Raw genomic sequence first — 14,335 nt, forward strand, 5'->3', positions numbered from 1 at the left:
TCGCGTCCACTGTGCAGTTCTCAAACAACACACCCACTCGAACCCGAACCCGACACCAGCCGAAGCAACAAAGCCCCGCGGTATGAACCGGAGATCCGAACGGATCGTATTTTTTGCCTGGAAAGAACGTCTGTTCTTTCAGGACCCAACAGTGTGTCGACTACATCCGACCCTCATCATCACAAAGACTCCGAGAACGATCGGCCCATGTCAGCGTTCCACCCATGAGCTCCGCAGTCCCACATTCGGGGACATAAGCGGCTCTGCCAGAAGCGATCCCGACTCCACGGGACACTCACTGGAGATGCTCCTTAGAAAGGAGGTGATCCAGCCGCACCTTCCGGTACGGCTACCTTGTTACGACTTCGTCCCAATCGCCGATCCCACCTTCGACGGCTCCCTCCCACAAGGGGTTAGGCCACCGGCTTCGGGTGTTACCGACTTTCATGACGTGACGGGCGGTGTGTACAAGGCCCGGGAACGTATTCACCGCAGCGTTGCTGATCTGCGATTACTAGCGACTCCAACTTCACGGGGTCGAGTTGCAGACCCCGATCCGAACTGAGACCGGCTTTAAGGGATTCGCTCCACCTCACGGTATCGCAGCCCTCTGTACCGGCCATTGTAGCATGTGTGAAGCCCTGGACATAAGGGGCATGATGACTTGACGTCGTCCCCACCTTCCTCCGAGTTGACCCCGGCAGTCTCCTGCGAGTCCCCGGCATAATCCGCTGGCAACACAGGACAAGGGTTGCGCTCGTTGCGGGACTTAACCCAACATCTCACGACACGAGCTGACGACAGCCATGCACCACCTGTACACCGACCACAAGGGGGCCTACATCTCTGCAGGTTTCCGGTGTATGTCAAACCCAGGTAAGGTTCTTCGCGTTGCATCGAATTAATCCACATGCTCCGCCGCTTGTGCGGGCCCCCGTCAATTCCTTTGAGTTTTAGCCTTGCGGCCGTACTCCCCAGGCGGGGCGCTTAATGCGTTAGCTACGGCACGGATCCCGTGGAAGGAAACCCACACCTAGCGCCCACCGTTTACGGCGTGGACTACCAGGGTATCTAATCCTGTTCGCTACCCACGCTTTCGCTTCTCAGCGTCAGTTACTGCCCAGAGACCCGCCTTCGCCACCGGTGTTCCTCCTGATATCTGCGCATTTCACCGCTACACCAGGAATTCCAGTCTCCCCTGCAGTACTCAAGTCTGCCCGTATCGCCTGCAAGCTCACAGTTGAGCTGTGAGTTTTCACAGACGACGCGACAAACCGCCTACAAGCTCTTTACGCCCAGTAATTCCGGACAACGCTCGCACCCTACGTATTACCGCGGCTGCTGGCACGTAGTTGGCCGGTGCTTCTTCTACAGGTACCGTCACTTACGCTTCGTCCCTGTCGAAAGAGGTTTACAACCCGAAGGCCGTCATCCCTCACGCGGCGTCGCTGCATCAGGCTTTCGCCCATTGTGCAATATTCCCCACTGCTGCCTCCCGTAGGAGTCTGGGCCGTGTCTCAGTCCCAGTGTGGCCGGTCGCCCTCTCAGGCCGGCTACCCGTCGTCGCCTTGGTAGGCCATTACCCCACCAACAAGCTGATAGGCCGCGGGCCCATCTCGCACCGATAAATCTTTCCACCCCCAGCCATGCGACCAGAAGTCATATCCGGTATTAGACCCAGTTTCCCAGGCTTATCCCGAAGTGCGAGGCAGATCACCCACGTGTTACTCACCCGTTCGCCGCTCGTGTACCCCGAAGGGCCTTACCGCTCGACTTGCATGTGTTAAGCACGCCGCCAGCGTTCGTCCTGAGCCAGGATCAAACTCTCCGTTGAAGACTCACAACCACACCCCCGAAAGGGTGCAATCAGATCAAAAACTAGAGTCCGAAAACCTAGCAAAACAATCGCCAGCAAAAAGCTGACAAAAAATGCCCGACCCTCCACACGGGGAGTGTAAGAGCCGGAACCAAAAATATTTGGCACTGACATTCATCGACACACTATTGAGTTCTCAAAGAACACACGCACACACCATCACCCGGTGTGAACCGATTGATCGGTGAAGCAACTTTTCCAGCTTAGCTCATTTGTTAACCCGATCAAAATCGGGCTCCCGATCGAGCCAGTGCGATCGCCAGGCGCTCCTCGTCCTACCTCGTTTCCCGGTCCATCCGCTCAGCGTCTCCGCTTCGCTTCTCGGCTCCGGGTCGGTGTCCGTGTCGCTCTGACCTGGAATAAGTTACGCGGCGTCGAACGCTTCGTCAAATCGCCTGCGCAACGCACGATTTCGCAGGTCAGAGGCGTGCACTCACCCCGGTTCGACACCGAATGACACAAATGTGATTCAAGCCACCCGAGATCGACTTCGGAAGCTCACCGGGCTGCGCGACCACTCCATGAATCGAGTTCTCCCGTTGCCCACCAGGCGGGCGTGTCGGGCGATCCAGCGATGACGTCATGCGCCGCACCGTAGCGCCGCTTCCGACGGGGGTCTGGCGAATATCGGCTTGGGTGGTCAGCCCGTATTCCTGGCCGCACGGAGTAATTTCGCGCCGAGATCACCGAGCAGAGCTTTCATTTCGGTGGGTTCGACGACCTCGAACTCCAGGTCCAGGTGGGCGATGCGGAGGGCGGTCCACTCCAAGGAATCCGCCGAGGTGCGCAGAAGACAGGTCCGCGCGTCCACCGGTTCGATCTCCTCCGCGCGAACCCGGAACGCTTCGACGAGAGTGTCGGCGCGGGCGTGGACCCGCAGGATCACTTCTCGGACCGGCCTGGTCCGGGCCAACTGGCTGGTCACGAAACTCGCCGCGTCCTCGGCGGGCAGCGCTCGGGGTGCGCAGCGTATTCCGGTGGGCTGCGGCGCGGTCAAGCGGTCCACGCGGAAAGTGCGCCAGTCACCGCGACCGACATCCCAGGCCACCAGATACCAGCGACGGCCCGCGGAAACGAGGCTGTGGGGTTCGGCGAGGCGGCTGGTCTCCGCGTCGGCCTTGTCCCGGTAGCGGAAGCGGATTCTTTCGTTGTCGCGTGCGGCGGCGGCCAAGGCGACGAGAACTTCCGGATCGATCCTCGGACCGGCGGCGGGTCCGCCGAGCGACACGGTGGTGGTGTCTATGGCGTCGACCCGGCGGCGCAACCGCGACGGCAGCACTTGCTGCAGTTTCACCAGGGCGCGGGCGGCCGATTCCTCGATACCGACGACCGCGCCTTGTGCCGCGCCGCGCAGTCCGAGGGTGATCGCGACCGCCTCCTCGTCGTCGAGCAGCAGAGGCGGCAGCGCCGCGCCCGCCTCCAGCCGGTATCCACCGATCGCGCCGAGGCTCGCGACCACCGGATATTCCAGCTCACGCAGGCGCTCCACGTCCCGGCGCACCGTCCGCACCGTGACCCCGAGACGCGCCGCCAATTCCGGGCCGCTCCATTCCCGGCGGGTCTGCAGCAGCGACAGCAGCTGGAGCAGTCGCGCGGCGGTCTGGGTCACGCGCTCTAGTATGGCCGCGAATAAGGACAGAAACCGACCTCATCGGCTCCTAGCGTGGCCTTCGTGCATGCTCATCGAGACACCATCAAGATCGTCGGGGCCCGCGAGAACAACCTGCGCGACGTCTCGCTGACGATCCCCAAGGGCAAGATCGTGGTCTTCACCGGCGTCTCCGGTTCGGGTAAGTCGTCGATCGTCTTCGGCACCGTCGCGGTCGAATCGCAGCGACAGCTCAACGAGACGTTCACCTGGTTCATCCGCAACCGGCTGCCGAAATACGAGCGGCCGGAGGCGGACGCTATCGACAACCTGGCCCCCGCCGTGGTTGTCGACCAGAAGCCGATCGGCGGCAATTCCCGTTCCACGGTGGGGACCATGACCGACATCCAGTCGATCATCCGTGTGCTGTTCTCCCGGCACAGCGTGCCGAGCGCCGGCGAGGCCACCCGCTATTCGTTCAACGACCCGCTGGGTATGTGTCCTGCGTGTGGCGGGCTGGGCCAGGTGGTGCGCCCGGATCTGGACAAGCTCATCGATACGGGCAAGTCGCTCAACGAGGGCGCCATCACCTTCGGGCCCTTCGCGGTGGGAACGTTTCAGTGGCAGCTCTATGCCGAGTCGGGACTCTTCGACGCGGACAAGCCACTGCGGGAGTTCACCCCGGAAGAATGGGAATTGTTCCTCCACGGCAGAGGCTTCCGGGTGCCGCGCAAGAATCGGAACGGCTCGGCGGGTAACAACGCCTACGAAGGCCTGCTGGAGCGGTTCGACCGTCTCTATGTCAAGCGTGATCTCACCGCGCTTTCGGACAAGAATCGCGCGGCCGCCCGAGCGGTGGTCACCGAGGAGGTCTGCCCGGAGTGCGGTGGCGCCCGGCTCAACGCCGCCGCGCTGGCGAGCCGCATCGATGGGCTCGGCATCGCCGACTACGGCAGGCTGGAGATCACCGAACTCATCGAGGTGCTCGAAGGCCTGGACGATCCGGTCGCCGCACCGATCGCGCGGGCCACCGTCGCCCGGTTGCGCCGGATCCATGAGGTCGGGCTCGGCTATCTGTCGCTCGATCGGGAAACCGCGACCCTGTCCGGCGGGGAGGCGCAGCGCCTGAAAGTCGTCCGGCATCTGGGCTCCAGCCTCACCGGCATGACCTACATCTTCGACGAGCCGAGTGTCGGCATGCATCCCCGAGACGTGGGCCGGCTGAACAACCTGCTGATCCAGCTGCGCGACAAGGGCAACACCGTCCTGGTCGTCGAGCACTCCCCCGACGTCATCGCCGTCGCCGACCATGTAGTCGACATGGGGCCGGGCGCTGGAGGACGCGGCGGACAGGTCGTCTTCCAGGGGACGGTCGATCAACTGCGGGCCGCACGGACGCCGACCGGGGAACGACTGCGCCGGGCGCGGCGGGTCAAGGAAGACGTCCGCGAGCCGGACGGATGGCTCACCGTCACCGGCGCCGACACCTACAACCTGAAGAATCTCACCGCGCGCTTTCCGACGGGCGTGCTCACGGCGGTGACCGGAGTGGCGGGCTCCGGGAAGAGCACACTGGTGTCCGGCGCGTTCGTCGCGGCACATCCGCAGGTCATCGTGGTCGACCAGTCCGCAATCGCCGCCTCCCGCCGCTCGAGCCCCGCCACATATCTCGGCATCATGGATCCGCTGCGTCAGCTTTTCGCCAAGCAGCACGGGGTCCGGCCAGGCCTGTTCAGTTTCAACTCGGATGGCGCCTGCGGCGAATGCGATGGCGCCGGGGTGATCTTCACCGACCTGGCCTACATGGATCCGGTCACCACGGTTTGCCGGTCCTGCCACGGACGCAGATTCCGGCCGGAGGCGCTGGCCTACGAGATTCGCGGCGCGTCCATCGCCGACGTGCTGGAGATGCCCGCCGAACAGGCGCTGGACTTCTGGGCCGAGGAGGGCGACCGGAGGATTCGCACGCCGTTGCGGGCACTGCTCGACGTCGGGCTCGGCTACCTCGCCCTCGGCCGCTCGCTCACGTCGCTGTCCGGCGGGGAGCGCCAGCGCGTCAAGCTGGCCGACCATCTCCAGCGTCGCGACGGAGCCGGCGTCTACGTGCTGGACGAGCCCACCACCGGGCTGCACATGGCCGACGTCGACACCCTGGTGGCGCTGCTGGACCGGCTGGTCGACGCGGGCAACACGGTGATCGTCATCGAACACGACCTGGACGTGGTCGCGCGCGCCGACTGGGTGATCGATCTCGGACCCGACGGCGGAAAGCACGGCGGCGACATAGTTTTCGCCGGGACGCCGGCGGCCTTGCTGCGGGACGATCGGTCCCTCACCGCGGAGTACCTGCGGCGCAGCGTCGCCGCCTGAGCATTTCCGCATGCCGAGGACGCGGACCCGAGAGCTCAGGACGGCACGCGACGACCGCCGCGGCGGCATCATGAACCTATGACGACGCGGCAGGTGGTTCGAGCGGGGGCATTCGCGCGGATCTACGATCCGAGCGTCGGCGAGCCGGAAGCCTGGTACATCAACGACCACACGATGGTTCGCGACGACGCCGGGCGGTGGCATCTGTTCGGAATCACCCACCCGGAGCCCGCGGATCCGTTCGACGAGGTCGAGTTCGCCCATGCCAGCGCCGACCGGCTGCTCGGGCCGTGGACCAAGCACGACGCCGCGCTGCGGGTGAATCGGGACTACGGCGAAACGCATCTCTGGGCGCCCTATGTGATCGGCGTCCACGGGCAGTACCACATGTTCTACGCGGCGGGCGGCGCGGACCGCACCCGCGCCGCGATGAACTCGGCGACCTCGCCGGACCTGTTCCGCTGGACCAGGTCGCCGGCGGGTCCGCTGTTCCGCGACGGATACGACGCTCGTGACCCGATGGTGGCACGTGTCGGCGACCAATGGGTGATGTACTACTGCGCGACCAGCGCCCCGGCCGGTGGTCATCACGTCGTCGCCTATCGAACCAGCACCGACCTCGTGCACTGGGGCGAGCGGCATGTCGCTTACACGGACCCGACCAAAGGCACGGAAGCGGGCAATACCGAATCTCCTTACGTCCTGCGGCACGACGGATGGTGGTATCTGTTCATCGGTCCGCGTCCGCATTACGTCGGCACCGACGTGTTCCGCAGTGACAGTCCATTCCGGTTCCGCATCGGGGACAAGGTCGGTCACATTCCGGCGCACGCCGCCGAAGCGGTCCACGACGACGGCCGCTGGTGGATCACCAGCGCGGGCTGGGGCCAGGGCGGCGTGCATCTGGCGCCGCTCACCTTCCCGCACTCACGCGTGGCCAAAACGGTTCCGAGATAAGCGAAGCGGTCCGAAGCGCCGAGCCGGGCTCGATTTCGGCGAAACGCCAACGGGCTCGGTCGTGACTGGTATCTGTTGATCGAGTCGAACTCTCCGATCACCCACCTACGGGAGGGACCGGCATGGCCCGTATCGGCGTTATCAGTATTTCCGATGGCCGCGATTACGTGCATGCGGGCATCGCCGACTTCATCGCCTCCACCGAGGATCGGCTGGTGGGCGCGCTCGCCGCGGCGGGACACGACGTCGTTCGCGGCGCTGCCCCGGTCAGCGACAACGCGCTGGCGAGTTCGGTGGCGCGCACGGTCGCGGGCGCGGGCGTGGATCTCACCGTTCTGCACTATGCGGTCTGGGCGTTCCCGCACTTCACCATGCTCGCGGCGGGCGCGATCCCCGGGCCGCTGCTGTTGCTGTCGAACGTCGACCCGGTGCAACCCGGCATGGTGGGCATGCTCGCCGCAGGCGGCGCACTGGACCAGATCGGACGCAAGCACAGCAGGCTGTGGGGCGATCCGTCCGATCCCGAACTCATCGATGCCATCGGTGTGCGCGCGCGTGCCGCCGCGGCCGTCTCCGGCCTGCGGGGTACGACATTCGGGCGCTTCGGCGGGCGGCCGATGGGGATGAACACCGCGGTCGCCAACACCGATCAGTGGCAGCGGCAATTCGGCATCGACGTCGAGGAGATCGACCAGTGGGAGATCGTGCGGCGCGCCGAACTCGCCGACGCGGGCGAGGCCAGGGCCGCGCGCGAGTGGCTGGAGCGGCACACCGCGGGCGTGCACTACGACGGCGCCAAACTCACCCCCGAGCTGCTGGAACGCCAGATCCGCTCCTATCTGGCGGTGCGCGAGCTGATCGCTGAATGGCGCTTGGATTTCTCGGGGATCAAGGGACAGCCCGAACTCACCCAGTACTTCGCCACCATGGACGTCACCGAGGCGTTCCTCAACGATCCCTACGACTGGAACGGCCCCAAAGAGCCGCACGTCTGCGCCACCGAGGCGGACATGGACGGCGCGCTGACCATGCAGCTGCTCAAGCGGATCGCCGGCACCCCGGTGCTGTTCGCCGACGTCCGCCACTATCACGCCGACCGCGACATCTGGGATCTCTGCAATTCCGGCCAGCACGCCACCTGGTTCGCCGCGCGCAGCGCCGATCCCGCGGAGAATCTGGCGAAGGTGCACCTGTACCCGGAGGTGTTCTTCTTCCCCGCGGGCGGCGCCTCGGTGCACCACTTGGCCGCGCCGGGCCGGATGACGCTCGCGCGGCTGACCCGCCTCGACGGCCGCTACCGCATGCAACTGATGCTCGGCGAGTTCGAGAACTACGACCAGCGGACCAACGAGGCGCTGATGAAGCAATCGACCTGGGAGTGGCCGCACGCGTTCGCCCGGCTGGACGCGCGCGCCGAGGACTTCTTGAACCGCTTCGGCGCCAACCACATCCACGCGGTGCCCGGTGATCACCGGGCATCGATCCGCGCGACGTGCGAACTGCTCGACGTCACGCTGGACGAGTTCACGCGGTGACGATGTTCCTCGGCATCGACATCGGAACCTCGAGCTCCAAAGGCGTCCTCACCGATGCCCGCGGCACGATCGTCGCCAGAGCCGAACGAGCGCACGACGTTTCCATGCCGCACCCGGGCTGGGTCGAGCACGACGCGGAAGCGGTGTGGTGGGGCGATTTCGTGGCGCTCGCCCGCGACCTCGTCGACGCGGCGGGCGGCGCCCCGCTCGACGGTCTGGCGGTATCCGGCATCGGCCCGTGCCTCCTGCCCGCCGATGCGCAGGGCACGCCGCTGCGTCCGGCCATCCTCTACGGCGTCGACACCAGGGCGAGCGCCGAGATCACGGAACTGAACGACGAATTCGGCGCGCGGGCCGTGCTCGACCGCGCCGGATCGCCGCTGACCAGCCAGGCCGTCGGTCCGAAGGCCCGGTGGCTGGTCCGGCACGAACCGGAGGTCGCCGCACGCACCGAAATGCTGCTGATGGCGAGTTCTTTCCTGGTGTACCGGCTCACCGGCCGGTACGTTCTCGACCACCAATCGGCCAGTCAGTGCGTACCCCTGTACGACTTGCGTGCCCGCGCGTGGGCGACGGATTGGGCCGAGCGGATCGTGCCGGGATGGTCGCTGCCCGAACTGGCCTGGCCCACGCAGATCGTGGGCCGGGTGACCGCGGACGCGGCGGCCGCCACGGGTCTTCCGGCGGGCCTGCCGGTCACCACCGGCACCATCGATGCGTGGGCCGAGGCGGCCAGCGTCGGCGTCCGCGCGCCGGGCGACGCGATGATCATGTACGGCACCACGATGTTCCTGGTGCAGGTGCTCACCGACCCCCGCCCGCATCCCGGCCTGTGGGGCACCTGCGGCACCTGGCCGGACACGTACACGCTCGCCGCGGGCATGGCCACCTCCGGCGCGGTCACCGACTGGCTGCGCAAGCTCGTCGGCGGCGAGTTCGCCGACCTGGTCGCCGCGGCCGCGGACGTGCCGCCCGGCAGCAGAGGGCTGCTCGCGCTGCCCTATTTCGCCGGGGAGCGCACTCCCCTGTTCGACCCGGACGCCCGCGGCATCGTCGCGGGACTGACCCTCGGGCACGGAAAAGCCGAGCTCTACCGCGCGGTCCTGGAAGGCATCGCCTACGGGGTGCGGCACAATCTCGAGGCCATGACCGAAGCCGGTGGGCGGGCCGGGCGTCTGGTCGCGGTGGGCGGTGGCACCAAAGGCGGCCTATGGACCCGGATCGTCTCCGATGTCACCGGCCTGCCACAGCAGTTGCCCGCCGACACCGTCGGCGCGAGTCTCGGCGACGCGCTGCTCGCGGCCGAAGCCGCCGGCGTCGATACCTCCGCGTGGAATCCCGTCGTAGACACGGTGCGGCCTCATCCCGCGCGCACCGCGAAATACGAAGAGTATTACCGTCATTACCGCGATCTGTACGACCACACGACGAATATCGCGCATTTCCTGGCGGCCGAACAGCATCGTGCCGGTGCGCCTTCATGATCGCGGATATCCATGCGACGATGCAGAGTTGCTTCGCAGAACGATACGAGGATTCCATGCCCACGATCACCTTGACCCAGCACGATTTCGAGTCCGTCGTCGCGTCCCACGCCATAGTGCTCGTGGATTGGTGGGCGGGCTGGTGTGGGCCGTGCCAGCGATTCGCTCCCGTGTACGAGGCGTCGGCGGATCGGCATCCGGAGATCGTGCACGGCAAGGTCGACACCGAAGCAGAGGTCGCATTGAGCGCGCGTGCCCAGGTCACCCAGTATCCGACGCTGATGGCGTTCCGGGAGGGTGTGCTGGTCTACTGCGAGGCGGGGGCGTTGGCGGCGGACGCGCTGGAGGACCTCGTGCAGCAGATCCTCTGGCTCGACATGGACCAGGTCCGGCGGGAGCAGGCCGAAGCCCGGCAGCTCGCCACGACCGGCGGGTCCGGCGCCTCCCGCAGAGCCGGACTCGCGCCGACCGCACCCCGATACGGCTGGCCGGGACTGTGACCGCGCCGGGCGGTGACCTGTGGCGGCTGGACGGCACGCGCACGCGGTCGGTCAGCGCCGAGAATCCGACCGGAGCGCCCGGCGCGGGCGCCCGAGCGACCGACGGCACCGGAGCGCGCGCGGCCAGGCTGCTGGGGGCGGGGTGGAAGGTTTCCCCGTCCATCGCGCTCGCCGATGGGGAAAACGCCACGTTGGCCGATGTTTCCGGGCCCGGCGTGTTCCGGCATTTCTGGTTGACCACCGAACGTTCCGTCTTGCGCGGGCTGACGTTGCGGATGTCCTGGGACGACGCGGCGCGGCCCGCGATCGAGCTGCCACTCGGTGACTTCTTCTGCAACGGCTGGGGCGAGCTGGCCTTGCTGAGTTCGGAGATGGTGGTCGTGGCGCCCGCCGGAGGACTCAACAGCTACTGGCCCATGCCGTTCCGGCATCGAGCGCGCATCACGCTCGAGAACGGCTGCGGCCGTGAGGTTCCGGTGTACTACCAAGCGACCTATTCCGAAGAGGACGTGCCGGACGGCGCCGGGTATCTGCACACTCGGTGGACGCACACCACCGGAGTGGGCAATCCGGCCGTACACACGATTCTCGACACGACACCGGGACCGGGCCGCTACGTCGGCACCTATCTAGCCATTCGCCCGGGTGCGCCGGGATGGTGGGGCGAAGGTGAAGTCAAGTTCTTCCTCGACGGAGACACCGATCATCCCACTATTTGCGGGACAGGCACCGAGGACTATTTCGGCGGCGCCTGGAATTTCGATCTCGACGGGACCTACCGGACATATTGCACGCCCTATCTCGGGCTGCACCAAGTGCTGCCGCCGGAAGAAATCTATCGACCGGATCAGCGATTCGGGATGTACCGCTGGCATGTGCGCGACCCGATCTGTTTCGAGCGCGAATTGCGCGTCACCGTGCAGGCCCTCGGATGGCGGGACGTGGAGACCTATCTTCCGCTGGAGGACGCCGACGTCGCGACCACCGCATGGTGGTATCAGGCCTGATCAGGGTCGTCCGCGTCCGATGCCGCGAAGTCCGGTGCCAGCAGTTCGTCAGCGCGTGCCAGCGCCGCGTCCAGGTCCGCGGTGACACCGTCCAGGACGGTCAGCCCGTCCAGCAGTCCGGCGAGTTCGTCCTGCACGGCTCGCAGTTCCGCGAACGCCGGGTCGACGGGGAACCACGCGACCGAGTCGTGCCACCACGGATCACCGGAGAGCCAAGCCCACAGCACGTCGCGCACGAGCACCGGGTCGGAGGTGTACATCTGGAAGGTTTCCGTCGCCGACCCGGCCCGGTGCTCCAGTTCGTAGACGCCGTCGGGCAGCAACCTGGCACGGATGTCGTGCAGGTCGGCCCGGCTGAGCTCCAGAATGGCGTGTTCCGGACCTGCGGATTCGTCGAGCAGGTCGCCGAGCGCGTCCTCGGTCAGTTCCGGCAGCGGCGTCCCGTCTCCCGTGCGGATGCGCACGTCGGTGGGGTCGATGCTCATCGCGCCAGTCTGCCCGATACGGCGGTCGGATACGTGAAAGGGGCCGGTGCGGGGCGGTCGGGGTGCAAGGTGGTCGGTATGCGTGTGCTCGAGACGATCGAAAGGTTCGTGGTGCGGCAGGCGCGTGACGCGTCGTACCGTTCCAGCGGCCGCGCTACGCCCGGGTTCGGTCAGCGGTGGGCAGCAGGGGGTCCGGGCAAGGCCGTCCGCCTCGGATCACGCGGCGGATTCGTCCTCGGGATTCGACCGGATTCGTCCGGGGTCGTGCCGATCGCCCCGCGCCGGGGATGCCGCGTCGGCGGCGCGAGCGGAATTCGATGGGGGTGGGCAGGATGACGACGGTCGCGGGAATCGACAGCTCTACCCAGTCGTGCAAAGTCGTCGTCTGTGACGCCGACAGCGGTGAAATCCTCGGTCGAGGTCAGGCGCCCCACCCCGAGGGGACGGAGGTCGCACCGGCCGCGTGGTGGGACGCACTGTGTACGGCGGGCGCGGGATTGCTCGAGCACGTCGACGCGATCGCCGTCGCGGGACAGCAGCACGGCCTGGTCGCTCTGGACGCGGCAGGTCGTCCGGTGCGGGACGCGCTGTTGTGGAACGACCTGCGCTCCGCGGACGCGGCCGAGGAATTGATCGCCGACCTCGGCGGAGCGCGGGCGTGGGCCGATGCGGTGGGCAGCGTGCCGGTGGCGGCCTTCACCGTCGCCAAGTTGCGCTGGTTGGCCGACCACGAGCCCGAACTCGCCGACCGCACCGCGCACGTCCTGCTGCCCCACGACTACGTGACCTGGCGACTCCGGGACGGTGGCGCCGGCCATATGCCCGAGCCGACCACCGACCGGGGCGACGCGTCCGGCACCGGTTACTGGTCGCCCGCCGATGGCGGCTATCGCGAAGACCTACTGGCCATGGCCTTTCGCGGACGTAGGCCATTCCTGCCTCGCGTCCTTCGCCCGGACGAGCCCGCAGGCCGGACGCCGTCGGGTGTACTCGTCGCCGCGGGAACGGGCGACAACGCCGGGGCCGCGCTCGGTTTGGGCATCACGGAAGGCGACGTGGTGGTCTCCCTGGGCACCAGCGGGACGGTCTTCGCTCGTTCCGGTCGCCCCGGCGCCGACCCGAGCGGCGCGGTGGCCGGATTCGCCGACGCCACCGGCGCGTTCCTGCCGCTGGTCTGCACGCTCAACGCCGCGCGCGTCCTGACCTCGACCGCCGACCTGCTCGGCGTGGATCTGCCCACGCTGGAATCGCTGGCCGCGCCGGAACCGCCGGGCGCCGACGGCGTGGTCCTGTTGCCCTACCTCGCCGGTGAACGCACACCCAACCTTCCGCACGCGACGGGCAGTCTGCACGGTCTGCGGCCGGGCGCCATGCGTCCCGGCACCGTGGCCCGTGCCGCCTTCGAAGGCTTGCTGTGCCATCTCGCCGACGCGCTCGACCACCTCACCGGTTCCGGGGTGACGCCCCGGCGCGTCCTGCTCATCGGCGGCGCGGCACGCTCGCGGCTGGTCGCGGAGGTGGCCGCGCAGGTCTTCGGCGTCACGGTGACGGTGCCGGAACCGGCCGAGTACGTCGCGCTCGGCGCCGCTCGCCAGGCAGCCTGGGCACTGAGCGGTGCATCCCGGCCGCCGGGCTGGCCCGCGCGGACGGTCGCGGAGATTCCCGCGCCTACCGATGCCGCTGCCGGGCGACGGATCCGCGCCGAGTACGAGCGGGCACGCCGGGCGCTGCACGGCTGACCACGAGCTTCGCGTGCCCTGCCAGGCCGGGTCCGCCGGTGCCGGGACCCGAAGCCGCGCGTGCACCGCTGTTCCGGTCGCCGATTTCCATCGCTGGGGTGGCGTCTCGACGGCCGGAGGGGTTTGATCACCCTCGTCGAAGAGAGGTGGACGAATGACCGATACCCAGGTGCGAAGGGCGGTGACGGCGGAACGGACGGAACTCGCCGAACTGTTGGCCGGGCTGGATGCCGCGAGCTGGGACGCGCCGACGCTGTGCGCGGGCTGGCGGGTACGCGAAGTGGTCGCGCACATCACCATGCCGTATCGGCTGTCGAGTGCCCGCTTCGCGCTGGGGATGCTGGCGGCGTTCGGCAACTTCAATCGCATGGCCGACCGCACCGCCCGGGTGGACGCCGCCACGCTCAGCGCGTCGGATCTGCTGAAATCGCTGTGGGACAACGTCGATCATCCCTGGCGGCCACCGGGCGGCGGACTGTCCAACGCGTTGAGTCACGACGTGATCCACGGCCTGGACATCACCGTCGCGCTCGGCCTGGACCGCCGGGTGCCGGATGATCGGATGCGCTTGGTCCTGGACACGATCGATCCGAAGACCGTCAAGCTGTTCGGAGCTGAACTCGGCGGTGTCGAACTGCGCGCCGACGACCTGGACTTCAGCTACGGCTCCGGCACGGTGCTGTCGGGTTCGGCTCAGGATCTGCTGCTCGTACTCTGCGGCCGCAAGCTGCCCGCCGGACATCTGCGCGGCTCGACCGCGCCGCGATTCACCGCGCCGGGATGACCCGACTGTG

At 67.2% G+C, this 14,335-nt stretch carries 10 protein-coding genes and 1 rRNA gene; 8 read left to right on the plus strand and 3 right to left on the minus strand.

Annotated elements, in window-relative coordinates; genetic code table 11:
• Window positions 1-315 precede the first annotated feature (315 nt).
• Window positions 316-1,834: ribosomal RNA gene (locus K8O92_28650) — 16S ribosomal RNA — on the minus strand.
• A 682-nt stretch (window positions 1,835-2,516) separates the two neighbouring features.
• Window positions 2,517-3,485 (minus strand): WYL domain-containing protein, encoded by a 969-nt coding sequence (locus K8O92_28655; GenBank protein UAK31681.1) that lies wholly within the window; start codon window positions 3,483-3,485, stop codon window positions 2,517-2,519.
• Between the two features lie 54 nt (window positions 3,486-3,539).
• On the opposite strand from K8O92_28655, the gene K8O92_28660 reads away from it, so the two are divergent.
• From K8O92_28660 to K8O92_28685, 6 genes are all read left to right on the plus strand, one after another.
• On the plus strand, window positions 3,540-5,834 hold the full coding sequence (locus K8O92_28660; GenBank protein UAK31682.1) for an excinuclease ABC subunit UvrA: 2,295 nt from the start codon (window positions 3,540-3,542) through the stop codon (window positions 5,832-5,834).
• 78 nt (window positions 5,835-5,912) lie between these two features.
• Entirely contained in the window at window positions 5,913-6,791 is an 879-nt protein-coding gene (locus K8O92_28665) for a family 43 glycosylhydrolase (GenBank protein ID UAK31683.1), read from the plus strand.
• Window positions 6,792-6,913: 122 nt separating this feature from the next.
• Window positions 6,914-8,326: an L-fucose/L-arabinose isomerase family protein gene (locus tag K8O92_28670; GenBank protein UAK31684.1), complete on the plus strand. Its 1,413-nt coding sequence runs from the start codon at window positions 6,914-6,916 to the stop codon at window positions 8,324-8,326.
• The gene (locus K8O92_28675) at window positions 8,323-9,810 is read left to right on the plus strand and encodes an FGGY-family carbohydrate kinase (protein ID UAK31685.1); all 1,488 of its coding nucleotides are present in this window, start codon (window positions 8,323-8,325) and stop codon (window positions 9,808-9,810) included. The genes K8O92_28670 and K8O92_28675 overlap by 4 nt, the downstream gene beginning before the upstream one ends.
• Before the next feature lie 56 nt (window positions 9,811-9,866).
• Complete coding sequence (locus tag K8O92_28680; protein ID UAK31686.1) at window positions 9,867-10,310, plus strand: thioredoxin family protein; 444 nt, start codon at window positions 9,867-9,869, stop codon at window positions 10,308-10,310.
• Window positions 10,307-11,317, plus strand: a complete 1,011-nt coding sequence (locus K8O92_28685) for a DUF2961 domain-containing protein (protein UAK31687.1) — start codon at window positions 10,307-10,309, stop codon at window positions 11,315-11,317. Before K8O92_28680 ends, K8O92_28685 begins: the two co-directional genes overlap by 4 nt.
• Here K8O92_28685 and K8O92_28690 read toward each other — a convergent pair.
• Window positions 11,308-11,802 carry a hypothetical protein gene (locus tag K8O92_28690; GenBank protein UAK31688.1) on the minus strand — a complete coding sequence of 165 codons (495 nt, stop codon included), beginning with the start codon at window positions 11,800-11,802 and terminating at the stop codon, window positions 11,308-11,310. The two genes, K8O92_28685 and K8O92_28690, sit on opposite strands and share 10 nt — an antisense overlap.
• A 332-nt stretch (window positions 11,803-12,134) precedes the next feature.
• On the opposite strand from K8O92_28690, the gene xylB reads away from it, so the two are divergent.
• A complete protein-coding gene (gene xylB, locus K8O92_28695; GenBank protein UAK31689.1) occupies window positions 12,135-13,541 on the plus strand; it encodes a xylulokinase in 1,407 nt (468 codons plus the stop codon).
• A gap of 154 nt (window positions 13,542-13,695) precedes the next feature.
• Window positions 13,696-14,325 (plus strand): maleylpyruvate isomerase family mycothiol-dependent enzyme, encoded by a 630-nt coding sequence (locus tag K8O92_28700; GenBank protein UAK31690.1) that lies wholly within the window; start codon window positions 13,696-13,698, stop codon window positions 14,323-14,325.
• The last annotated feature ends 10 nt before the right edge of the window (window positions 14,326-14,335 follow it).

The organism is Nocardia asteroides, assembly GCA_019930625.1.
GTDB lineage: Bacteria > Actinomycetota > Actinomycetes > Mycobacteriales > Mycobacteriaceae > Nocardia > Nocardia sputi.

What these genes read in the sequence shown, in the direction of transcription:
- K8O92_28665 (UAK31683.1), top strand. Translation starts at nt 5,913, where the DNA reads ATGACGACGCGGCAGGTGGTTCGAGCGGGGGCATTCGCGCGGATCTAC.
- K8O92_28670 (UAK31684.1), top strand. Translation starts at nt 6,914, where the DNA reads ATGGCCCGTATCGGCGTTATCAGTATTTCCGATGGCCGCGATTACGTG.
- K8O92_28680 (UAK31686.1), top strand. Translation starts at nt 9,867, where the DNA reads ATGCCCACGATCACCTTGACCCAGCACGATTTCGAGTCCGTCGTCGCG.
- K8O92_28690 (UAK31688.1), bottom strand. Translation starts at nt 11,802, where the DNA reads ATGAGCATCGACCCCACCGACGTGCGCATCCGCACGGGAGACGGGACG.
- xylB (UAK31689.1), top strand. Translation starts at nt 12,135, where the DNA reads ATGACGACGGTCGCGGGAATCGACAGCTCTACCCAGTCGTGCAAAGTC.
- K8O92_28700 (UAK31690.1), top strand. Translation starts at nt 13,696, where the DNA reads ATGACCGATACCCAGGTGCGAAGGGCGGTGACGGCGGAACGGACGGAA.